Here is a 23,169-nt window from a genome sequence, read left to right as displayed (position 1 = left end):
CTGGGAAGACCTGGCATCGGCGGCGCTCGTGGGCACCGACCGCAGGCCGTACCAAGGGGATCTGCTCGAAGCCGCGGCGATCGAAGTCGCGCGACGACGGGCGGGGCGACGGGTGGAGCGGGCGTCCGCTGACAACGAACTGTCCGGTGACGATCGGACGTCCGCTGACAACGAACTGTCCGGTGACGATCGGACGTCCGCTGACAACGAACTGTCCGGTGATGATCGGGTGTTTGCTGGCACCAGGGTGTCCGCTGACGGTGGGTCGGGTGACCGTCGGGTGCCCAGTGAGAGCGGGGTGCCAGGTGAGGGCCGGGTGACGGCCGAGGGGGGCGCGCCCGTCGAAGAGCGCAGGGCCGTCGGGAGGCGGGCGGCCGAGCGGTTGGTACGGATCATGGGCGGCGAGCACGAGCGGTTGTTGCCCGAATGGTTGCGGGCTGCGGCCGGCACCGGATGCAGGGTGCCCCCGTACGCGCTGCCCGAGTTGCTGGAGAGGGGCAGGCGGGATCGGTCGATCCGGGTGCATCTGGGGGTGCTGGCCGGGCAGCGCGGCCGGTGGCTGGCCGGGCTCAACCTCGCCTGGGCGTACCTCCTCGAAGAGCCCACCGGCGAGACCTGGGAGCTGGGCGGGGCGGCGGACCGGCGGGCGCACCTGCGCGCCCTCAGAGCGGCCGACCCGGCTCAGGCCAGGCGACTGCTGGAGAGCACCTGGGAGCGGGAGACGCCTGATGACCGGGCCGAGTTCGTGGCCGTGCTGGCCGACGGTGTGAGCATGGAGGACGAGCCGTTCCTGGAGGAGGCGCTGGACGACCGCCGCAGGGAAGTACGCCAGGAGGCGGCCAACCTCCTCACCCGCCTGCCCGCGTCTCGCATGTCCCAGCGCATGGCGGCGCGGGCGCGAGCCTGCGTGACCGTCAAGGGCAACATCATCGGCGTCGAAGCCCCTGACGCGTGCGACAAGGCGATGGAACGCGACGGCATCCGTCCCAAACCGCCCAGAGGCATCGGCGAGCGGGCCTGGTGGCTGCAGCAGGTCCTCGCCCGTGCTCCGCTGTCGATCTGGGGACGGCCGCCCGAGCGGCTGCTCCAGATGAAGATCCCCGAATGGGACGGCGAGGTGCGGGCCGCCTGGGTGCGCGCCGCCGTGCTGCAGCGGGATCCGGAGTGGGCGCGGGCGATGTTCGGGTGGGATCCGATCGCGGATCTGCTGGAGTCGCTGCCACCCGAGGAGCAGCAGGAACTCGCCGCTGACTTCGTGAAGAAGCATGACGTGGACAGCCAGTTGATCATGGTTCTGGGTGGCGTCTCCTCCCACTGGCGGGAGGGCCTGGCCACGGCCGTGCTCCACAAGATCGTGAGGGTGGCCACGACGCAGCCGTGGAACCTCGGGGAGCTGGTCAAGCTGGCGGGCGAGCACATCGACCCGGCCCTGTTCCCGCTGGCCGAGAGCTATTCGCCGGTGGAGTCCATCCAGCAGGTCGCCGCGCTGCTGCGTTTCCGTGCCGACATGTACAAGGAGCTTGCCTCATGACCGTTCTGCGCCCTCACGCGGAAGACCAGTACGCCGAGGAGCTGGCAGTCCTGGCCAAGGACGACGACCGCCCCAGACCGCCGGGCTGGAAGTTGTCGCCGTGGGCCGTCACGACGTACATCCTGGGCGACGGCGACCGCATCACCCCCAAATACGTGGGCGCGCGGCGCATCGTGGAGGTCGCCGTCGCCACGCTGGCCACCGACCGCGCGCTGCTGCTGCTCGGCGTGCCCGGCACCGCCAAGACGTGGTTGTCGGAGCACCTGGCCGCCGCTGTCAGCGGCGACTCGACGCTGCTGGTGCAGGGCACGGCCGGCACCGCCGAGGAGGCCATCCGGTACGGCTGGAACTACGCCAGGCTCCTGGCCGAGGGCCCGTCGATCGAGGCGCTGACCCCGTCGCCCGTGATGCGTGCGATGGCCGAAGGGCGGGTCGCGCGGGTCGAGGAGCTCACCCGCATGCCGTCCGACGTCCAGGACGCGCTGATCACCGTGCTGTCGGAGAAGACGCTGCCGATCCCCGAGCTCAACCGCGAGGTCCAGGCCGAACGCGGCTTCAACGTCATCGCCACCGCCAACGACCGCGACCGGGGCGTCAACGAGCTGTCCAGCGCGCTGCGCCGCCGCTTCAACACGGTCGTGCTGCCGGTTCCCGCCACCGCCGAGGAGGAGGTCGACATCGTCTCGCGCCGCGTCGTCCAGCTCGGCCGCGCCCTGGCGCTGCCCGAGACGACGACCGGCCTGGAGGAGATCCGCCGTGTGGTCACGGTCTTCCGCGAGCTGCGCGCGGGTGTCACCGAGGACGGCCGCACCAAGGTCAAGTCGCCGAGCGGCACCCTGTCCACGGCCGAGGCGATCTCCGTGCTGACCGGCGGCATCGCGCTGGCCGCGCACTTCGGCGACGGCGTCCTGCGGCCGGCCGACGTGGCCGCCGGGATCATGGGCGCGGTGGTGCAGGAGCCGGTGTCGGATCGGGTGGTGTGGCGCGAATACCTGGAGACGGTGGTGCGCGAGCGTTCGGACTGGCGGGACTTCTACCGTGCGTGCCGCGAGGTGTCATGAGCGGCGATTCGGCCAGCGGCGCGGGCGTTGCGAGTGGTGCTTCGGCTGATGACGCTGCGGGCGCGTCGGACCTTGAGCCTGCGAACGTCGTGACCATCGGCCGGTCCAGGGTGTCGGTGCTCGGTGTGCGGCATCACGGCCCGGGGTCGGCTCGTGCCGTACGCGCCGAGCTGGAACGGCTGCGCCCCGACGCGATCCTCATCGAGGGGCCGCCCGAGGCCGACGCGCTCCTGGCGCACGTGCCCGGGCTGGAGCCGCCCGTCGCGCTGCTGGCGCACGTACCGGGAGCGCCGGCCCGCGCGGCCTTCTGGCCGTTCGCGGTCTTCTCGCCCGAGTGGCAGGCCATCCTGTACGGCACGTCCGCCGGAGTCCCCGTACGCTTCTGCGACCTTCCCGCAGCCCATTCGCTGGCCGAGAAAACCGAAGAGGCGGAGGAGGCCGAGGAGAAGGAAGACGACGGGGAGAGATCGGGCGGCGGGGGAAGTGGTGGAGGGGGTGGTCGTGTGGGGAAAGAGGGGGAGATTTCCGGTATGCGGGCCGACCCCATTGGCGCGCTGGCCGCCGCGGCAGGTTACGACGACCCTGAACGCTGGTGGGAGGACGTCGTCGAGCACCGCGGTGACACCCCGTTCGAGGCGATCGCCGAGGCCATGGCCACCGTGCGCGAAGGTCACGCGCCGGACGAGCGGGAGGCCAGGCGCGAGGCGTACATGCGCAAAACTCTCCGCGCGGCCGTCAAGCGGGGTTTCGGCCGGATCGCGGTGATCTGCGGCGCCTGGCACGTGCCCGCGCTCACCGGCCCCCTGCCGTCCGCCGCGGCGGACAACACGATCCTGCGTGGCCTGGCGAAGGTGAAGGCGGAGCTGACGTGGGTGCCGTGGACGTACGGGCGGCTGGCGTCGTGGAGCGGCTATGGCGCGGGGATCACCTCACCGGGCTGGTACCACCATCTGTTCGACGCTCCCGACCGGCCCGTGGAGCGGTGGCTGACCGGGGCGGCGAGGGTGCTGCGGGATGAGGGGATCGCCGTGTCGTCCGCTCACGTCATCGAGTCCGTACGGCTGGCGGACAGCCTGGCGGCCCTGCGTGGTCGCCCCCTTGCCGGGCTCGGGGAGGCCACCGAGGCGGTCAGGGCCGTGTTGTGCGAGGGCGACGACCTGGCCGTGGAGCTGATCCAGCGGCGTATGGTCGTCGGCGACCGGCTCGGCCACGTCGGCGACGGCACCCCGATGGTGCCGCTTCAGCGGGACCTGCGCGAGCAGCAGCGGCGATTGAGGCTCAAGCCGGAGGCGCTCGACCGCGAGATCGACCTCGATCTGCGCAAACCTCTCGACTTGGACCGCAGCCACCTGCTCCACCGGCTGCGGCTGCTGGACGTGGGCTGGGGGACGCTCGGGGAGGCGCGGGGGAAGGGCACGTTCAGGGAGACGTGGACGCTGCGGTGGCTGCCGGAGCACGACCTCGCGCTCATCGAGCAGGCCGCTCTGGGCACCACCGTGGTCTCCGCCGCCGCGCGGCGGGCCGGGGACCTGGCGGCGGCGGAGACGGCGGCGCTGGCCGATCTGACGGCGCTGGTCGAGCTCTGCCTGCTGGCCGACCTGCCGGAGGCACTGCCCGAGGTGCTGTCGGCACTGTCGGCCAAGGCGGCGCTGGACACCGACGTGACCCACCTGATGGCGGCGCTGCCCGCGATGGTGCGGGCCCATCGGTACGGCGACGTCCGGGGCACCTCGGCCGGCGGGCTGGCGGTGATCGTGGGGTCGATGCTGGACCGGATCTGCGTCGGGCTGCCGGTGGCGGTGGCCGGGCTGGACGATGACGCGGCGGCCGGCCTGCTCAAGCACGTGGACGCGGTTCACTCGGCCGTCGCCCTGCTCAGCGAGGCCCCGGCGTTCAGCGAGGGCCAGGCCCTCAGCGAGGGTCCGGTGCTCAGCGGGGATCCGGCGTCCGGTGAGGGTCCCGTACTCAGTGAGGGTCCTGTGCTCAGCGAAGGGTCGGTGCTAGGCGAGGCGCCGGCCGCGGTGTCGCCGCGTGGCCGGTGGCTGGGGACGTTACGCGGGGTCAGTGGCCGCCCGGACCTGCACGGGCTCATCGAAGGGCGCCTCACCAGGATCCTGCTGGACTGCGGCGAGCTCGACGACGCCGCCGAACGCATGTCCAGGGCCATGTCCCGAGGCCAGGCCCCGGCCAGGGTCGCCGCCTGGGTCGAGGGGTTCCTGGCGGGTGGCGGGCTGCTGCTGGTGCACGATCCGCGGCTGCTGGGCCTCGTGGACGACTGGCTCAGCGGGCTGTCCGGCGACCAGTTCACCGACGTGCTGCCGCTGTTGCGCCGGACGTTCGGCGGCTTCGCCGTACCGGAGCGCAGGGCTGTCGGGGAGCGGCTGCGCTCGGCCGGGCTGGACGACGGGGCGGCCGAGCAGGACGTGGACGAGCGGCGCGCGGCGGCGGCCGTCGCGACCGTACTGGCGATCATCGGAAAGGCGGCCGGATGAGCGCCGAGGGAGAAACGACGAGCGCGGCGGATGAGCGGATGCGCAGGTGGCGGCTCGTTCTGGGGGGTGGCGACGCCGACGGCACCGGCTGCGGCCTGCGGGGCCTCGACACGCAGATGGACGGCGCGCTGGCCGCGCTCTACGACCAGGGCGATCCCGACGGCGGCAAGGGTGGTGACCGGCAGGGCGGCCTGGGCGCGTCGGCGCCGCGCGTGGCCCGCTGGCTCGGCGACATCCGCACCTACTTCCCTTCCACGGTCGTCCAGGTGATGCAGAAGGACGCGATCGAGCGGCTCAACCTCACCAGACTGCTCCTGGAGCCCGAGATGCTGGAGGCCGTGGAGCCCGACGTGCACCTGGTCGGCACCCTGCTGGCCCTCAACCGGATCATGCCCGACCAGGCCCGCGAGTCGGCCAGAGCGCTGGTGCGCAAGGTGGTGCGGGAGCTCGAACGCCGCCTGGCGCAGAGGACCAGGGCGGCCGTGACCGGTGCGCTCGACCGCTCGGCAAGGACGCACCGCCCCAAGCGGGCGGCCGACATCGACTGGGACCGGACGATCAGGGCGAATCTGAAGAACTATCTGCCGGAGCGGAACACCGTCGTGCCGTCACGCCTGGTCGGGTATGCCCGCCGCCAGCGGTCGGTGCAGCGCGAGGTGGTGTTGTGCATCGACCAGAGCGGGTCGATGGCGGCCTCGGTGGTGTATTCGAGCGTGTTCGGGGCCGTGCTGGCGTCGATGCGGTCGCTGAAGACGTCGCTTGTGGTGTTCGACACGGCGGTGGTGGACCTCACCGAGCGGTTGCACGACCCGGTCGAGTTGTTGTTCGGCACCCAGCTCGGCGGCGGGACCGACATCAACCGGGCCATCGCCTACGGCCAGGGCCTGGTCACCAGGCCCGCCGACTCGATCTTCATCCTGATCAGCGACCTCTACGAGGGCGGCGTCAGGCAGGAGATGTTACGCAGGGTGGCCGCGATGACGCAGGCCGGCGTGCAGGTCATCGTGCTGCTCGCGCTCTCGGACGAGGGCGCGCCGTTCTACGATCACGAGAACGCCGCCGCGCTGGCGGCGATGGGCGTGCCCGCGTTCGCGTGCACGCCCGACGCCTTCCCCGACCTGATGGCGGCCGCGATCGAGCGGCGCGACATCGCCCGGTGGGCCGAACGGCAGGGGAGCGGTCAGGCACTCTGACCCTCTGGCCGGGCCCGGCGCGGCAGCGCGTACGACAGCGCGAACGTCAGCACCAGCAACCCCGCTTCCACCCAGACCGTGGCCTGCATCGAAGCCGCGAATCCCCACTCCGCCGCCAGCAGGTTGAAGAAGAGCGTGCCCAGCACGGCGGTCCCCAGCGCCCCGCCGAGCTGCTGGACCGCGGTCAGCGTGCCGGAGGCGGAGCCGGACTCATGCGGCTCGACCCCGGCGAGCACGATGTCGAAGAACGGCGCCATGGCGAGCCCCATGCCCACGCCGATCAGCGCGAGTGCGGGAGCGAGCTGCCAGCCGGAGACCTCGAGACCGGCCAGGTTGATCGTCAGGGCCAGCACGGCCGCGCCGGCCGCCATGACGAGGGTGCCGATCTGCAGCAGCCCGCGCCCCAGCTTCTCCTGCAGCCCGGACATCGCCAGCCCGAACCCGGCCACTCCGCCCAGCGCCTGCGGCAGGCCCACGAGACCGGCCTCCAAGGGCGTGAACCCGAGCCCCATCTGGGCGTAGAGGCTGAAGACCAGGCCGGAGCCCATCAGCCCGGAGAAGAAGGCCAGCCCGGCCACCAGCCCGCCGGTGAAGGCGCGCTTGCGGAACAGGCCGGGCACGACCAGCGGGTCCCGGCCCGAGGCGGCCCGGCGCGACTCGTAGCGGCCGAACACGGCGAACATCACGATCGAGGCCGCCATCGACACGAACGTCCAGGCCGGCCAGCCCAGCTCGCGCCCCTGGATGAGCGGGAAGATCAGCAGGAACGCGGCCACCGAGACGAGCGCGACGCCGACGAGGTCGAGCTTGGTGGCGTTCGAGAGGCGGTATTCGGGCAGGAAGCGCATCCCGGCCAGCGCGGCGGCCAGGCCGAGCGGCAGGTTGATCAGGAAGATCATGCGCCAGCCCGTACCGAAGAAGTCGGCGTCGACCAGCCAGCCGGCGAGCACGGGGCCGCCGACGGAGGAGATGGTCATGACCGGGCCGAACATGCCGAAGGCCTTGCCCAGCTCCTGCGGCGGGAACATCTCCTTGATCAGCCCCAGCCCCTGCGGGATCATCACGGCGCCGAACAGGCCCTGCAGCACCCGGCTGCCGATCAGCATCTCCGGGCTGGACGCGACGCCGCACAGCAGCGAGGCCGCGGTGAAGCCCAGGGCGCCGATCACGAACATGCGCTTCCGGCCGAACAGGTCGCCCAGCCGGCCGCCGGTGATCAGGCCGACGGCCATGGCCAGGGTGTATCCGGCGCCGAGCCACTGCACGAGGCTGTCGGAGCCGCCCAGCTCACGCTGGATGGTGGGGGCGGCGATCGTGGTCACGAGCGCGTCGAGCAGGTCCATGACCTCGGCGGCCAGGATCACGAAGAGCGCGACCCAGCGCCAGCGGTAGGGCTGGACCTCGGTCGGCGCCGTTCGGGCGGTGGTGGTCACGTTGATCCTTCCAAAAAAGAGAGCGAACAGTGTTCGTTAACGAACACTGTTTTAGTGGCGAACGGCGTTCGTGTCAAGTACAGTGTTCGTATGGTGGATCGGAAGAACAGCGGCGGCGACGACGAGGTCCCCGCGCCCCCGTGGCGCAGGTCGCGCAAGCCCGCAGCGCCGCCCAAGCGGAGCCTCAGCCAGGAGCTGATCATCGAGGCCGGGCTGCGGATCCTCGACGCCGAAGGGCTCGACGCGCTGAGCATGAGACGCGTCGCCCAGGAGCTCGACACCGGCCCCGCCTCGCTCTACGCGCACGTGGCCGGAAAGGATGAGCTGCTGGAGCTCATGTACGACCGGGCGCTCGGCGAGATCGAGCTGCCCGAGCGCGATCCGGGGCGCTGGAAGGAGCAGCTCCGGGCGTACGCGGTGGAGGCGCACCGGGTGCTGGGCGCGCACGCCGACCTGGCGCGGGCGGCACTGGCCACCATCCCCACGGGGGCGAACTCGTTGCGCATGGGCGAGTTCCTGTTCGGGCTGCTGATCGAGTGCGGCATGTCGCCGCGGGAGGCGTCCCTGTCGATGGACCGGCTCTCCCTGTACGTCGTCAGCGACGCCTACGAGGGCTCTCTGCACTACGCGCGGATGCGGGCGGCGGGAATCCAGGACAAGCAGGAATACTTCACGGCCTTCGTCGACCAGATCACCGGCTACTACCGGGCGCTGCCCGCGGAGCGGTTCCCGCACGTGAGCAAATACGTGGACGACCTGGTCGCCGACGACGGCGAGAACCGCTTCCAGTACGGCTTGGAGCTGCTGCTCGACGGCATCGAGGCGCGCATGTCCAAGACCCCGTAGGTCCAATTGCCTAGGCCATGCGCCCGATGCGCTGACCTGGGACTTTGGCATATTTTTCCGGACATGACAACAACTGTGGAAAGAGCTCCGGTCGCCGGAGTGGTCTCCTCGCACTACCGGGCGCTCAGCATCGGACTGGTCGCCCTCGTCATGCTGACGGCTTTCGAGGCGATGGCGGTGGCCACGGCGATGCCCGTGGTGGCGCGCGATCTTGGCGGCATGCATCTGTACAACCTGGCCTTCAGCGCCACCCTGGCGGCCAGCGTGATCGCGACGGTGCTGGGCGGGCGGTGGAGCGACGCGCGCGGTCCGCTGCGGCCCGTCGCGGTGGGCGTGACGACGTTCGTGGCCGGGCTGCTGCTCGCCGGGTTGGCGCCGACCATGGAGGTGCTGGTCGCCGGCCGGTTCGTGCAGGGGCTCGGCACCGGATTGATCCAGGTGGCCCTGTACGTACTGGTCGCCCGGGTCTATCCCAGCGAGATGCACGCCAAGGTGTTCGCCCTGTTCTCGGCCGCCTGGGTGGTGCCGTCGATGGTCGGCCCCGCCATCGCCGGGTTCGTGGTCGAGAACACCGACTGGCGATGGATCTTCCTCGGTGTCTCCCTGATCGTCATCCCGGCGGCGCTGCTGCTCTGGCGCGGCACGGCCGGCCGGAACCTGGAAGGCGGCGGCGCCGAGCCCGCCTCTGACTCCAGTGCCCAGCCCGCCCCCGGCATCGGCCGCAAGCTCGCCTGGGCGGCGCTCACCGCCGTCGCCGCGGCCCTGATCCAGTACGGCAGCGCGCTGAAGCTCGCCGGCCTGCCCCTGCTCCTCGTGGGCGTCCTCCTGCTGGCCGTGGCCCTGCCCCGGCTGCTGCTGCGCGGCTCGCTCAAGGCCGCGCCCGGCCTGCCGACCGCCCCCGTGCTGCGTGGCCTGGCCTTCGGCGCGCTGACGGCGGCCGAGGTGCTCATCCCTCTCATGCTCATGAACGAGCGCGGCCTGACCCCCACCGGCGCGGGCGTCGTCCTCACGATCGGCGCGCTCGGCTGGTCCACCGGCTCCTGGATCAAGGGCCGCGGCTGGATCAGTCACCTGACCGCCATCCGCGGCGGCGCCGCCATGATCGCCGTCGGCATCGCGCTGGTGTCGCTCGTGCTGATCGACACCATGCCGATCGCGGTCGCGTACGTGGCCATGGCCATCGCCGGGCTCGGCATCGGCGCGCTGCACCCCACGGTGTCCGTGCTGGTGCTGGAGATGTCCAAGGAGGGCGAGGAAGGCCGGAACAGCGCGGCCGTCGGCGTGGGCGAGTCGGTGTTCACCGTGGTGGCCGTCGCGGCCAGCGGGGCCCTGTTCACCGCCGCCGGCGAGAGCTACGCGGTGGGCCTGGCCGGCGCCGCGGCCCTGGCGGTGCTGGCCTTCCTGGTGGCCCCCCGTTTGGTCCGCGTTCCGGGAGCAGGCACTATGGAGGGGACCGCGCCATAAAAGGGGGGTACATGCCGCGAGTGCGGGAGCTTGAGGTCTTCCGGCTGGTTTTGCCGTTCGGCAGACGGTCGGAGACCCTGCTCGTGAAGCTCACCGACCACGGCGGGATGTCGGGGTGGGGCGAGACGACCGCCCCGCAGCCGAAGACCTGGTCCAGACTTGAGGAGTCGCTGGCCGCCCTGCTGATCGGCGTCGGCTGGGAGCACCCCGACACCGTGCCGAGCGGTGACGCCGCGGTCGACATGGCCTGCTGGGACCTGTGGACCCGGATGCGGGGAGTGCCGCTGGCGGAGGCCATCGGCGGCACCCGTACCTCGCTCATGGCCACCGTGCGCCTGACGCCCGACTCGTCGCTCGAAAGTCTCGTGTCGCGGGTCAACCAGCAGGTCTGCGCCGGCTACGGGCACGTCACGCTGGACATCCGGCCCGGGTGGGACGTCGAGCCGATCCGGGCGGTGCGGCAGGCGTACCCGGCGCTGACGCTGGCCGTCGACTGCGGCAACGCCTACACCGAGCTCGGCCAGCTCGTCGCCCTCGACTCCTACGGCCTGGAGGTCATCGAGCGGCCCTTCGCCACGGGCGACGTCTACGCGCACGCCGCGCTGCAGGACGAGGTGACCGCCTCGGTCGCGGTCGAGGTCGGCTCCACCGCCGAGCTCGACGACTATCTGACGCTGCGGGCGGCGAAGGTGCTGCTGCTGCGGCCCGCCTCGTTCCCGTCGCTCACCGAGGCGCGGCGCGCGCACGACCGGGCCGCGGCGGCGGGCTGGGACATCCAGTGCGCGGGCGGCCAGGGCGCCGGGCTGGCCCGGGCGGCCACGGTCGCGGTGGCCAGCCTGCCCGGATGCACGCTGCCGTGCGACGTGACGCAACCGCCCCGGCAGAACCAGATCGTCACGCCGATCGTGGGCGCGAACGCCGGGGTCATCGCGGTGCCGCTGACGCAGTCGGGGCTCGGTCACGACGTGGACGAGACCCGGTTGCGCCGACTGACGAAAGACTCTTTCCACGCGTAAAGTACCTTCCTGATCAAGGGAGGCCGGCGTGCGCCTGACCCGGTGGAGGGTGTTCCGCCTGCGGTGGTCCAAGGACCGCTCAGGACTGCTGCCAGAAGGCGTGAAGCTGGTCGTCGGCGTGGTGGCGATCCTGGCCTTCGGCGCCGGGCTGGTGCTGGTGAGCGGCGTCTACGACATCGCCGAGGCGGTGGCGATCGTGGCCGCCGCGTTCGGGCTGGCCGCGCTGGCGTTCGTGGTGAGCCGGTGGCAGCGGCAGGACCACTGGGTCTGCCCGGCGTTCCCGCTGGACGAACATCCCCAGGTGGCGGCCCTGGTCGCGGACGCGGCGCGGCTGGCGGGCTTCGACAGGACGCCCGAAGTCCTCCTGTCGTCCCGGGCCGTCGTCCTCGGCATCCGGCGCCGGTTCCGCCGTCCTCAGCTCATTCTGGGGTTGCCCTTCCTCATGGGGCTCAGCGAGCGGGACCTGCACACGATCGTGGTCCGGGAGTTGCTGACGGTCAAGCTCTGGCGCCGGCACGAGTGGTACGTGAGTGTGCTCGTCTATTACTACGGCGGGGCCGCGCTGACAGAGGCGTTCCGGCCGTTACGGCATTCACTCTGGGCCGCCGCCCGCTCCCTCGTCGGCGACGAGCGCCTGCGGGCCGCCTCGCAGGCCGAGGTACGCGTGGACCACGCCTTCACGTGGCACGTGACGCGGTACGCGTCCGCGTTCGCGGCGCAGGGCGGTGCCTCGGACCTCTACGAGAGCTTCCTGTGGAAGATCCAGCACGATGATCTGCTGGCGCGCATCGCCCCTTACGTGGAGGAATTCGCCGGCACCGTCCCAGACGTCGAGAAGTTGTTCGGCGAGGGGCCGTGGGGCGTCCCCGACCCCGAGCCGGGGATGGCGCTGCGGCTGTCCGGCCGGTTGGAACGGCGGCTCGCGAGGGTGGTGAGCGACCGGCTGATGGACAATCGGGGCGCCATGTTGTGGGCGAAGCCGTACCGGCTGGACGAGTTCCCCGCGCGGGACTGGATCGCGGTCGGGCAGCATCATCGTGGCCTCGTCATCGACGCCGCCACCGAACTGCTGGGTCAGCCCGCCACCAACCTGGACGTGGTCATGCTGGCGCGCTCCGGCCGCATCGGCGAGCTGGAGTGGTGGCTCAAGGACATCGTCTGCCCGCATCCCTCCCCGGAGGTGTGCGCCCTCGTTCCGCTCTTCGACGTTGCGCTGCGACGCAAGGGTTACCTGCACGAACAGGTGTTCGCTCAGCGCGTGCTGATCGGGCCGCTGGGGGACCGGGCCGACGTGGTAGAACTGGCCGCGAAGGCCGCGCGTGGCGAGCCGTACGGGATTCTGCTGGGGGCATCGATGACAGGGCGTGATCCGGACGAGGACGCCATCAGGCTGGCCACCGAGTCGCTGGCCGAGGGCGACCCGACCGGCTGGTTCGAGCGGCTCTACGCCGAGTCGGCGACCGGCGACGCGATCGTCCCCTGGGATTCGCGCTCCCCGCACCCCCTGCTGGCGGAGTGGGCCACCTCTGGCCGGGGCCGGGCGCTGGTCGTGGGGGCCGGGCTGGGCGATGACGCCGAGCATCTGGCGGGGCTCGGCTACGACACGGTCGCGTTCGACGTGAGCGAGTCGGCCGTGCGGCTCGCCCGGAAGCGCTTCCCTGACAGTGCCGTGCACTACCAGGTCGCCGACCTGCTGGATCCGCCGGCCGAGTGGCGGCACGCCTTCGACCTGGTGGTCGAGATCATGACCGTCCAGGCCCTGCCGGAGGAGCTGCACGCGCGCGCCGTCGAGGCGGTCGCGGAGCTCGTCGGCCCCGGGGGCACGTTGCTGGTGATCTCGGCGGGGCGGGCGGAGGGCGGGCCGGTGTTCGCGCCGCCGTGGCCGCTGACGCCGTCGGAGATCGCGGGGTTCGCGACCGGCGGGCTTGCGGCCGGCGAGGTCGAGGAGCTGCGCGACGGGGAGCGGCACCGCTGGCGGGCCACCTTCCGGCGGCCCGCGTGACCCTGCGGGGCAGAGGCCCTCAGATCGGCAGCGAGCCGTAGGTGAGGCTGCCCGTGAGGATGTCGGCCAGGCCGTAGAAGCGGGCGCCCGCCTCGATGGTGGCGTCACGGATGTTGTGCAGGGTGTGCAGCGGACCGCCCGACACCACGGTCAGGGTCATGAGCAGGGCGGCGGTGGCGATCAGGTGAGCGCGGCGGCGCATGACGTACCTCCTGAAGGGACGGGTGACTGCGCACAGGAGATCACGCCGCGCGGCGCCGCACCCCGCGCCGTCCAGATCCTTTACTCTTGATCTACAAAGTAAAGGGCGTGGGCTGAAGGGCGGCGCCCCGGCGCCTGCGGTCAGAGGGCGCCGTCGCAGCCCTCGCTGAGGCCCTTGATCGGGTCCTGGCTCGGCTGCTTGGTGGTGGTCTTCTTGGGAGTCTTCTTCGGGGCCGGGCTGGCCGGCAGCGTCGCGGCGACGGCCGGCTTGGTGCCGGACGCGTCGCGGATGGCCTTGGCGGAGATGTCGCGGATCTTGTCCCAGTCGGGATAGCCGGTGCTGATCAGCGGCGGCACGAACTGCACGCTCGACACCTTGGCCTCCTTGACCTTCAGCGCGAGCGGCACGAGATGGGTCAGCATCCCGCGCGGGATGTCGGTCCTGATCAGCTCCTTGGTGGCCCGCACGATCCGGTTGAACCGCAGCAGCACCGTGGCCGGGTCGGCCTGGTCGAGCAGCGCGCCGAGCACGCAGCGCTGGCGGCGCATCCGGGTGTAGTCGTCGCTGTAGGTGCGCGAGCGGGCGTACCACATCGCGTCGGCGCCCTTCAGCTTGCGCGTGCCGGCCTTGACCAGGCCCTCGTTGTACTTGCCGAACACCACGTCCTGCTCGACGGTGATCGTGATGCCGCCGATGGCGTCGATGAGGCGGGCGAAGCCCCACATGTTGACCAGGGCGTACCAGTCGATCTTGAGGCCGAGGGTGTAGCCGATCGTGTCCATCAGGACCTTGGCGCCCTGGTGCGGTTTGCCGCCGAAGAGCTCCGGGTGGGCGTCGGCGTACTCCCAGACGCTGTTGAGCAGGTCGCTGCGCCCGCCGCCGGGGTCGGCGGGCAGCCGGAAGCCGGTCGGGAAACGCTGCGCCATCGGCGTGCCGGGGCGGAAACGCACGTCCTCCAGGTTGCGCGGGAGGCTGAACAGCACGGTGTTGCCGCTCTTCACGTCGATGCTGGCCAGGTTCATGCTGTCGGTGCGGACGCCGGTCCTGTTGTCGTCGGCGTCGCCGCCGAGGAGCAGGATGTTGACCCGCTGGCGGCCCGCCCAGGGGTCGTCGGGCTTGGGCTCGGCCACCACGGGGGAGCCGTCCTCGGCGGGGGCCTGCTGGAAGATGTCGTCGATCGCCTGCTGCGAGGTCCACACGAAGTTGGCCACCACGCCGAACGGCAGCACCACCAGGACGGCCAGCAGGCCCGCGAGCGTGCCGGTGAGGATCTGCCCGCGCTGCGGGAGCCGGCCGGGCCGCAGCACGACGAAGGAGTGCACCATGAGCCCGAACCACGCCACGCCCAGCACGGCGGCGCCGACCATGATGGAGGTGAGCCAGGTGGTCTCGGTCAGCACGCCGATGAGGTTGTCGGTCGTCAGGCCCAGGGCCAGCAGCGCGAACAGCCCGGTGACGTAGCAGGAGATGAGGACCAGGCCCGTCCTGCGCCGGCCGGCGCGCAGGTGCGCGGCGCCCGGCGCCAGTGCCGACAGCACCAGCCAGCCGAGGACCGCTGCCGCGCTCACCGGGTTTCTTGCCTGCTGCACGCCTTCCCCGTTTCCCCGCCGGTCTCCACCGTAGCCGCCGATCCTGGCCCTGACGTGGACCATGGGACGCGGCGCACCTCAGACCTCAATAGAGGCGGCAGCCTACGTACCGAATACGAAATATGTCTTTATCGGAGGGTGAACATCAGTAACCGAATAAGATTCGGGGCATGGCCTTCTCTGAGATCGAGTACGGCGTCAGCGATCGTGTCGCCACCATCACATTGAATCGCCCGGAGAGGCTCAACGCCTTCACCTTTACGATGCGCGGAGAGTTGATCGACGCCTTCGATCTCGCCGACGCCGACGACGAGGTGCGCGCGGTGGTCGTCACGGGCGCCGGGCGCGGGTTCTGCGCGGGCGCCGACCTGGGCGGCGGCGGGGGCACGTTCGGACGCCGGGCGGCGGGGGAGAGCGGCGGGCCGGAGGAGGTCTGGGAGACGGTGGAGGGGGCGCCGCGCGACGGCGGCGGCACGGTCGCGCTCCGGATCGCCAGGTCGCTCAAGCCCGTCATCGGCGCGATCAACGGCCCGGCCGTGGGCGTCGGCGTGACGATGACGCTGCCCATGGACGTCCGGCTGGCCTCCGAGACGGCGAAGTTCGGGTTCGTGTTCGCCCGGCGCGGGATCGTCGCCGAGGCCGCGTCGAGCTGGTTCCTGCCCAGGATCGTCGGCATCGCCCAGGCCATGGAGTGGGCCGCGACCGGCCGGGTCTTCCCCGCCGCCGAGGCGCTGCAGGGGCGGCTGGTCTCGCGGGTGCTTCCGCCCGGCGAGCTGCTGCCGGCGGCGTACGCGCTGGCCCGCGAGATCGCCGGCAACACCTCGGCCGTCTCCGTGGCCGCCATCCGCCGCCTGATGTGGTCGGGCCTGTCGGCGGCCTCGCCGTGGGAGGCGCACGCCGCCGACTCCCGGCTCATGGCCGAGCTGGGCGGCGCGGCCGACGCGGTCGAGGGCGTGACGGCGTTCCTCGGCAAACGTGCGGCCGAATTCCCGATGCGGGTGAGCAAGGACCTGCCGCCCGGTGTGCCATCCTGGCCGGACAATCCCTATGGTGTCTGATATGTACGAGATCACCGTGCTGCCGCTGCCGGACGACTTCGAGGGCGCGGTCGTCGCCACCCTGGTCGCCAGAAGAGCCGAGACCCCCTCCCGCCGGGCCGTGCTCTACCTGCACGGGTTCACCGACTACTTCTTCCAGGACCACCTGGCCGAGCACTACCTTCAGCGCGGCGTCGACTTCTACGCCCTCGACCTGCGCAAATACGGCCGATCATTGCTGCCGCACCAGACCAGGGGCCTGATCAGGAGCATCACCGACTACTTCCCGGAGATCGACGAGGCCGTCCGCGTCATCAGGCGGGACCACGACGAGCTGACGATCAACGCCCACTCCACCGGCGGCCTGGTCGCCTCCCTGTGGGCCGACCGGGTCCGTGGCCGGGGCCTGGTGCAGGGGCTGGTGCTCAACAGCCCGTTCTTCGACCTGAACGTGTCAGCCCCGCTGCGCCTGGCCACCGACCTGCTCAAGACGCCGCTGTCCTACTCGCGCCGGGTGCTCCCGCTGGGCTCCAGCGCCGTCTACGGCCGTACGCTGCACCGCAGCGAGCACGGCGAGTGGGACTACGACCTGACCCTCAAGCCGCTCGTCGGGTTCTCGGTGCACGCCATGTGGCTGGCCGCCATCCGGCGGGCGCAGCGGCGGTTGCACGCGGGCCTCGCCGTGGACGTGCCCGTCCTCGTGCTCGCCTCCGCCGCCGGGCTGCGGGTACGCGACTTCGTCCCCGAGGCGCGCTCGGCCGACGTCGTGCTCGATCCCCGGCAGATCGCCCGCTGGTCCACCTCGCTCGGGCCGCACGTGACGTGCGTGCGCATCACCGACGGCCTGCACGACCTGGTGTTGTCGGCGGAGCCCGTACGCAAGCAGGTCTTCGCCGAGGTGGACCGCTGGATGAACGCCTACCTTCACCAGGGGAAGGCGAACAAGCCGTAGTAGGCGGCCGCCACCAGCAGCAGCCCGTTGCCGCCGAGCACGCCGGCCACGGCCACGTGCTGCCACCGGCTCGGCCGCAGCCCGTCGCGCAGCGCCGACACGAACGCCGCCACCGCCGTGACCTCCTGGATCAGCATGAGCACCGCCAGCAGGCGCACGACCAGCCAGCCCGCCAGCACGGCGGGCCAGGCGCCCGCCTGGTTGACCGAGAACAGCACCAGCAGGGTGATGAACGCGATCACCGAGGCCAGCAGGCCCAGGCCCGTCCACGCCATCCGGCTCAGCCTGCGCCGGATCGGCCGCCACAACCGGGCGTTCGTCTCGACGGGCAGCCGGCGGCGGCCGCGCAGGCGGACGACCATGGCGGCGACCGGGCCGGCCACGTAGCCGACGGCGGCCAGGCAGATGGTCAGGCCCAGCATGGTGCCGCCGGCGTACCAGGGGGCGGCCGGCACGTCACTGGCCTCGAACCGCTGCACCGGCGTGGCGCCCGCCATGCGCACCGGCGGCTCGGCCGTGCCCGGCAGGCCGGTGATCCAGTTGGTGAGGGTCTCCAGGTAGCCGGCGGTGAAGTCGCCGCCGCCGACCCGCATGGCGTGGTCGCCCTTGGCCATGAAACGGATCGTGTAGTCGTCGTTGTCCGCCTTGTCCATGGCGGTGAGGAGGGCCTGGGTGGAGTCGACGAAGGGGATCGAGGGGTCGGTCGTGCCGTAGAAGGCCAGGACGGGCTGCTTCATCCCGCTCAGCGCGGGCATCGCGTCGTAGCGCAGGAAGTTGAAGCCGACGCCGCCCATCGCCCTGGTCAGCAGGTCGCGTGCGCCGATGGGCGCCCGCAGCCTGATTAACTGCTCGTTCAGCGCCCAGGCGACCTGCCTGAGCGGGGAGACGTTCGGCGAGGACACCAGCACCGCGAACCCCACCGCCGCGCTCTTGGCCGCCGCGATCGGCACCACCCAGCCGCCTTCGCTGACCCCCCACAACCCGACGCGTGCCGGGTCCACCTCCGGGCGCGTGCGCAGATACTCCACCATGCGCAGCGCGTCGTCGGCCAGCAGCCCGAAGTCGCGCTCGCGGAAGTCGTAGCCGATCGTGCGCTTGTCGAAGGCGATCGTCACCACGCCCGCCTTGGCCAGGAACTCCGCCTGCGGCGTGAACTCCGTCCGCGACCCGTTGCCCGACCCCGACACGAACACCATCGCCGGATGCGGCCCCGGCGTCAGCGGCCGCCGCAACGTGCCGTAAAGCCGCTGCCCCTCCGCCGCGACGGAGATCTCCTCCCTGCGGACGGGGTCGACGGCCACCACCGGCCGCAACTCCTGCGGCGGCTGCGCGGGGATCGCCTGGAAGACCGGATCGGCTTTCAGCGGCGGCGGGTCGAAGGCGGGGGGTAACACGTAGCCGACCGACGCGAGCGCCACCAGCACCAGGCCGGCGGCGACGCTCAGAGCGCCACGGCCAGAGCGCATTGCCCTCCCCATGTGCGTTGGTTTGCCCGCCGATCTTCCAGCCTACTCCCGGCCTGTGGGACTGGTGGGAACGCATTTGTCGGTGGGAGCTGTTAGTTTCCTGCGACATGCGGATCCTGCACACCTCCGACTGGCACCTCGGGCGCTCCTTCCATCGCGAGAGCCTGCTGTCGGGGCAGGCGGCGTTCGTCGATCACCTGGTGGAGACGGTGCGGGCCGAGCGGGTCGACGTGGTGGCGGTCGCCGGCGACGTCTACGACCGGGCGCTGCCGCCGGTCGACGCCGTGGCCCTGCTCGACGACGCGCTCGCGCGGCTGCGCGCGGCCGGGGCCAGGGTGGTGCTGATCAGCGGCAACCACGACTCGGCCCTGCGGCTGCGGTTCGGCTCGGCGCTGTTCGAAGCCTCGGGGGTGCACGTGCGTGCCCGTCCCGACCGGTCGTGGGAGCCGGTGCTGGTCGACGGCGTCGCCTTCTACGGCATCCCCTACCTGGAGCCGGAGCTGGTGCGGGCCGACTGGGAGCTGCCCGACCGCAGCCACACGGCCGCGCTCTCGTACGCGATGACGCGCGTCCGCGCCGATGCCGCGCGGCACCGCGCGTCGGTGGTGTTGTCGCACTGTTTCGTGACCGGGGGGCAGGTCAGCGACAGCGAGCGCGACATCAGCGTGGGCGGGGTGGCCCACGTGCCGCTGCCGGTCTTCGACGGGGTGGACTACGTGGCGCTCGGGCATCTGCACGGGCGGCAGCGCATGTCGGAGCGGGTGCGTTATTCGGGGTCGCCGCTGGCGTACTCGTTCTCGGAGGCCGGCCACGTCAAGGGATCGTGGCTGGTCACCCTGGAGCCGGGCGGCGCCGGTGCGGTGCCTTGCGTGGAGTTCGTGCCGGCGCCCGTTCCCCGGCCGGTCGCCCGGTTGCGCGGGGTCTTGGACGACCTCCTCACGTTCCCGAAATATGACGACTTCGAGGACCACTGGCTGCAGATCACCCTCACCGATCAGATCCGCCCCAAATCCGCCATGGATCGGCTGCGCGCCCGCTTTCCGCACACCCTCGCGCTCGCCTTCGACCCGGTCGGCGCCACCCCCGCCGAGCAGCCCGTACGCCTCAGCGGCCGCCCGGAGACGGAGGTGGCCCTGGATTTCGTCCGCGAGGTGCGCGGCGAGCCTGCCGCACCTGAGGAGGAAGACCTGCTAAGACAGGCGATCGAGGCGTCCAGGGTGAAGGAGACGATGGCGTAGATGCGGCCGCACCGGCTCTCGCTCACGGCGTTCGGGTCGTTCCCGGGCACCGAGACGGTCGACTTCGACGCTCTGGCCGAGGCGGGCCTCTTCCTCGTGCACGGGCCGACGGGGGCGGGCAAGACCACGATCCTCGACGCGCTCTGCTTCGCCCTCTACGGCCAGGTTCCCGGGCAGCGCAACAGCGCCCGCAGCCTGCGCTGCGACCACGCCCCGCCCGCCGCCGGGCCGTCGGTCACGCTGGAGGTCTCGATCCGCGGGCGTTCACTGCGCATCCAGCGCTCGCCTTCGTGGTCGCGGCCCAAGCTGCGCGGCACGGGGTTCACCGAGGAGAAGACCAAGGTCGTCGTCTCGGAGCGGCACGGGTCGTCGTGGCAGGGGTTGACGACGCGCGCCGACGAGGCGGGCGATCTGGTGGGCGGTCTGCTCGGCATGAACGCCGACCAGTTCTGCCAGGTCGCCATGTTGCCGCAGGGTGACTTCGCCAAGTTCCTGCGGGCCGAGGGGGATGATCGGGCCAGGCTGCTGGAGCGCTTGTTCTCTGTCAAGGTGTTCACCCAGGCCGAGTCGTGGCTGGCCGAGCATCGCAAGCTGGCCGGGCGCGCGGCGCAGGAGCTGCGGCAGGAGGTGGACTTCGCGGTCAAGCGGGTGGAGGAGGCGGCGGGGGACGACCTGCACGCGGCCCTCGCGACCGTCGATGCGGCGATCCCTGTCGCGGATGGGGAGCCGCTCACGGCCGATGCCGATCCGCTGGAGTGGGCGGGGGTCCTGCTGGACGCCGCGCGGGCCGTCGTGACGCGGGCGGCCGATGAGCACGCCGTGGCCGGTCAGGCGCTCCGCGCGGCGCGGCTCCGGTTCGACCGGGCCGCCTCCCTGGCGCAGCGGCAGCGTCGCCACGCGGAGGCGCTCACCCTGCGCCGCACCCTCGACGAGCGCGCCGACGAGCGTGCCGACCTGCAGGCCGTTCTGGACGACGCCGCCAGAGCCGACCGCGTGGTCCCGCTGATCACGGCGGCCGGGCAGCGCTCGGAGACGGCCGCCAAGGCCCGGGTCCTGGCCGCCGACGCCCTGGCCCGCGCCCGTCCTCTCCTGGCCGCCGACGCACTCGCCCGCCCTCTGCCGACCGCCGACGCACACGTTCGCATCCGCCCTCTCCCGGCCGACCGGCCGGTTGCGCAGGGCAGCGGCGGTGGGCCTTCGGTGGCTGAGCTGGCGGGGTTGGAGCGGCAGCGGCAGGCCGAGATCGCGCGGCTGTCCGAGCTGCTCACCGAGGAGGCCAGACTGTCGGTGGTCCGGCGCGACCTGCTCCGGGTGGAGAGGGAGCTGGCCGAGCTGATCACCGCCGACGAGAGCCTGGCGGCGCGGCTGGCCCTGCTGCCCGGCCTCATCGAGCAGGCCGAGAGCAGCCTCGCCGAGGCGCGGACGGACGCGGCCAGGATCCCGGCCGCCCAGGCCGTACGCGATGCCGCCGCGCATCTGATCGGGATCGACGGCGAGCTGGCCAGGCTGGCGGCCGAGCTCGACGTGCTGGCCCAGCGCGAGGCCGAGGTGTCCGCCGCCGAAGCGGAGTTGCCGGGACGGATCGCGGAGGCGAGTGCGGCGCTGGCGGACGTACGCGCGGAGGCCGCGGCCGTCCCGGCCGCCGCCGCGAGTCTCGACGCCGCCAGGGCCGCGCTGGCCGCCGCCCATCGCCGCGACGCTCTGGCCGTTGAGCTGGACGCGGCCGTCGCGGCCCATCAGGTGCTCGTCGACCACGCCCAGACACTGCGCGAACGCTGGCTCGACGTGCGCCAGGCCCGCATCGACGGCATGGCGGCGGAGCTGGCCCGCGACCTGGCCGACGGAGAGCCGTGCGCGGTGTGCGGCTCCGATCGCCATCCCCATCCGGCCTCCCCGGCCGCCAGCGCGCCGTCGCCCGACGACGAGCACGAGGCGGAGGGCGCTCACGAGGCCGCACTGGCCGAGCGTGAGGCCGCCGAACGCGCCCTCGCCTCGCTGGAGTCCCGGCATGCCGGCGCGGTCGAGGCCGCGGCGGAGCTGGACGCCGACACCGCCGAGGGGCGGGTGCTCGTGGCCGAGCGAGAGCTGGCCCGGCTCCAGAGCGTGGCCGAGCGGGAGCCCGGCCTCGCCTCGGCCCTGGAACGGGTCGAGGGCGAACGCGAACAGGTCAGGGATCGGGCCAGGGAGATCGCCGAAGCCCTCGCCGCCGAGCGTGCCCATCACACCCACCTGGACGGCGAACGCACCCGCCTGCGCGCCACCCTCACCCCGGCGAACCCGGACGACGGTGCCGACCCGCTCGCCACCCTCACCCCGACGGACGCGGATGACAGCGCGGAGCTGCTGGCCGCCGCTGAGCGCGAGCTCGGGAGGTTGCGGGGGTCGGCGGAGGGTGAGCCCGCGCTGGCCAGAGCGGCGGCCAGGCTCAGCAGGGAACGCGGGGACCTGGAGGAGCAGGGACGCCGGGTGACCGCGCGGCTGGCCGCGTCACGGACCCGGCATGAGGAGCTGAGCGGCGACGCGGGCCGGCTCGGCGCCAGGCTGGACGCCGCGCGCGGTGACGATGCGACGCTGACCGCCCGGCTGTCCAGGCTCGGCGATGAGGCCGAGCTGCTCCGCGAGGCGCTGGAGGCCACGCAGGCGTCGGTCGCGGCCGATGACGAGCTGGCCCTGGCCCGGCAGGCGGCCGGGGAGGCGGCGGTGGCGGCCGGGTTCGGGGACGTGGCGGACGCGCGGGCCGCGTACCGGAGCCCGGCGGAGCGGGAGAGGAAGAGCGAGTCGCTGCGCCGGCTGGACGACGAGCACGCCGCCGTCACCAGTACGCTGGCCGACCCCGAGCTGGTCGCCGCCGCCGCCGAGCCCGCACCCGACCTGGGCGCGATCGAGGCCGAGCGGGACGCGCTGGAGCAGGCGTACACGAGGTTGTCGAGCGGGCGCGACCGGGCGGTGGCGCGGGCGGGGCGGCTGGCGGAGCTGTACGGCGAGTTGTCGGCCCGCATCGAGCGCTGGCGTCCCGCCGCCGAGCGGCACCGCCTGGCCGAGCGGATGGCGGCGCTGGCGGGCGGCACCTCCAGCGACAACCAGTGGAACATGCGGTTGTCCTCCTACGTGCTGGGCGAGCGGCTGCGGCAGGTGGTGGACGCCGCGAACGAACGCCTGGACCACATGTCCTCCGGGCGTTACCTGCTCCGGCACGACCTGCGCAAGACGGCGGGGTCCCGGGGGCGTTCGGGGGGCGGGCTCGGGCTGCGGGTGGCCGACGGCTGGACGGGGGTCGATCGCGATCCGGCGACGTTGTCGGGCGGGGAGAGCTTCATCACCTCTCTCGCCCTGGCGCTGGGACTGGCCGACGTCGTCACGGCCGAGGCGGGGGGCGCGGAGATCGGCACGCTCTTCGTGGACGAGGGCTTCGGCACTCTCGACGAGGACACCCTCGACGGTGTGCTCGACATCCTGGACGGGCTGCGTGACGGTGGCCGGGCCGTGGGCATCGTGAGCCACGTGGCGGAGTTGCGGTCCCGGATCACCGTCCAGCTCAAGGTCGCCAAGTCCCGTACGGGCTCCACGCTGGCCATGGTGGGCGTGCCTGGCTGAAGCGCCCAGGGTTGGATCGCCCTGCACGAACCGCCGTCCGTGCCGAAGCACCC

16 protein-coding genes are annotated in these 23,169 nt (G+C 72.2%); 12 read left to right on the top strand and 4 right to left on the bottom strand.

The window, feature by feature from the left end; all coding sequences use genetic code 11:
* Positions 1-280: 280 nt before the first annotated feature.
* From ACWD0F_RS20565 to ACWD0F_RS20550, 4 genes are all read left to right on the top strand, one after another.
* Positions 281-1,531 (top strand): DUF5691 domain-containing protein, encoded by a 1,251-nt coding sequence (locus ACWD0F_RS20565; protein WP_449877645.1) that lies wholly within the window; start codon positions 281-283, stop codon positions 1,529-1,531.
* On the top strand, positions 1,528-2,592 hold the full coding sequence (locus ACWD0F_RS20560; protein WP_449877643.1) for an AAA family ATPase: 1,065 nt from the start codon (positions 1,528-1,530) through the stop codon (positions 2,590-2,592). Before ACWD0F_RS20565 ends, ACWD0F_RS20560 begins: the two co-directional genes overlap by 4 nt.
* A gap of 95 nt (positions 2,593-2,687) precedes the next feature.
* Entirely contained in the window at positions 2,688-5,084 is a 2,397-nt protein-coding gene (locus tag ACWD0F_RS20555) for a DUF5682 family protein (protein WP_449877832.1), read from the top strand.
* The gene (locus tag ACWD0F_RS20550; protein ID WP_449877641.1) at positions 5,081-6,277 is read left to right on the top strand and encodes a VWA domain-containing protein; all 1,197 of its coding nucleotides are present in this window, start codon (positions 5,081-5,083) and stop codon (positions 6,275-6,277) included. The genes ACWD0F_RS20555 and ACWD0F_RS20550 overlap by 4 nt, the downstream gene beginning before the upstream one ends.
* Here the strand turns inward: ACWD0F_RS20550 and ACWD0F_RS20545 are convergent.
* Positions 6,265-7,710, bottom strand: a complete 1,446-nt coding sequence (locus tag ACWD0F_RS20545) for an MFS transporter (protein WP_449877639.1) — start codon at positions 7,708-7,710, stop codon at positions 6,265-6,267. The two genes, ACWD0F_RS20550 and ACWD0F_RS20545, sit on opposite strands and share 13 nt — an antisense overlap.
* A 90-nt stretch (positions 7,711-7,800) precedes the next feature.
* Here ACWD0F_RS20545 and ACWD0F_RS20540 point away from each other — a divergent pair, with 90 nt between their 5' ends.
* The 4 genes from ACWD0F_RS20540 (at position 7,801) to ACWD0F_RS20525 (ending at position 13,038) form a co-directional block, all read left to right on the top strand.
* The gene (locus tag ACWD0F_RS20540; protein WP_449877637.1) at positions 7,801-8,556 is read left to right on the top strand and encodes a TetR/AcrR family transcriptional regulator; all 756 of its coding nucleotides are present in this window, start codon (positions 7,801-7,803) and stop codon (positions 8,554-8,556) included.
* A 63-nt stretch (positions 8,557-8,619) separates the two neighbouring features.
* On the top strand, positions 8,620-10,020 hold the full coding sequence (locus ACWD0F_RS20535) for an MFS transporter (protein WP_449877635.1): 1,401 nt from the start codon (positions 8,620-8,622) through the stop codon (positions 10,018-10,020).
* A gap of 11 nt (positions 10,021-10,031) precedes the next feature.
* Positions 10,032-11,036 carry an enolase C-terminal domain-like protein gene (locus ACWD0F_RS20530; protein ID WP_449877633.1) on the top strand — a complete coding sequence of 335 codons (1,005 nt, stop codon included), beginning with the start codon at positions 10,032-10,034 and terminating at the stop codon, positions 11,034-11,036.
* 28 nt (positions 11,037-11,064) lie between these two features.
* Entirely contained in the window at positions 11,065-13,038 is a 1,974-nt protein-coding gene (locus ACWD0F_RS20525; RefSeq protein ID WP_449877631.1) for a class I SAM-dependent methyltransferase, read from the top strand.
* Positions 13,039-13,057: 19 nt separating this feature from the next.
* Here the strand turns inward: ACWD0F_RS20525 and ACWD0F_RS20520 are convergent, their stop codons facing one another.
* Both ACWD0F_RS20520 and ACWD0F_RS20515 read right to left on the bottom strand, forming a co-directional pair.
* Positions 13,058-13,240 carry a hypothetical protein gene (locus tag ACWD0F_RS20520; RefSeq protein ID WP_449877630.1) on the bottom strand — a complete coding sequence of 61 codons (183 nt, stop codon included), beginning with the start codon at positions 13,238-13,240 and terminating at the stop codon, positions 13,058-13,060.
* A gap of 140 nt (positions 13,241-13,380) precedes the next feature.
* Complete coding sequence (locus ACWD0F_RS20515) at positions 13,381-14,808, bottom strand: LCP family protein (RefSeq protein WP_449877629.1); 1,428 nt, start codon at positions 14,806-14,808, stop codon at positions 13,381-13,383.
* 191 nt (positions 14,809-14,999) lie between these two features.
* On the opposite strand from ACWD0F_RS20515, the gene ACWD0F_RS20510 reads away from it, so the two are divergent.
* Both ACWD0F_RS20510 and ACWD0F_RS20505 read left to right on the top strand, forming a co-directional pair.
* Positions 15,000-15,887, top strand: a complete 888-nt coding sequence (locus tag ACWD0F_RS20510; RefSeq protein WP_449877628.1) for an enoyl-CoA hydratase-related protein — start codon at positions 15,000-15,002, stop codon at positions 15,885-15,887.
* 1 nt (position 15,888) lies between these two features.
* Positions 15,889-16,818, top strand: coding sequence for an alpha/beta hydrolase (locus ACWD0F_RS20505; RefSeq protein ID WP_449877627.1), 930 nt, complete (start codon positions 15,889-15,891; stop codon positions 16,816-16,818).
* On the opposite strand, the gene ACWD0F_RS20500 is transcribed toward ACWD0F_RS20505, so the two are convergent.
* A complete protein-coding gene (locus ACWD0F_RS20500) occupies positions 16,791-18,284 on the bottom strand; it encodes an alpha/beta hydrolase family protein (protein WP_449877625.1) in 1,494 nt (497 codons plus the stop codon). The two genes, ACWD0F_RS20505 and ACWD0F_RS20500, sit on opposite strands and share 28 nt — an antisense overlap.
* Positions 18,285-18,391: 107 nt before the next feature.
* Here ACWD0F_RS20500 and ACWD0F_RS20495 point away from each other — a divergent pair, with 107 nt between their 5' ends.
* Both ACWD0F_RS20495 and ACWD0F_RS20490 read left to right on the top strand, forming a co-directional pair.
* Positions 18,392-19,522, top strand: coding sequence for an exonuclease SbcCD subunit D (locus ACWD0F_RS20495; RefSeq protein ID WP_449877624.1), 1,131 nt, complete (start codon positions 18,392-18,394; stop codon positions 19,520-19,522).
* Positions 19,523-23,116, top strand: coding sequence for an AAA family ATPase (locus ACWD0F_RS20490; protein ID WP_449877623.1), 3,594 nt, complete (start codon positions 19,523-19,525; stop codon positions 23,114-23,116).
* The last annotated feature ends 53 nt before the right edge of the window (positions 23,117-23,169 follow it).

Source organism: Nonomuraea sp. NPDC002799 (genome assembly GCF_053592075.1).
The sequence above is the reverse complement of the archived record's forward strand: the minus strand, read 5'-3'. Positions and strand labels throughout refer to the sequence as shown.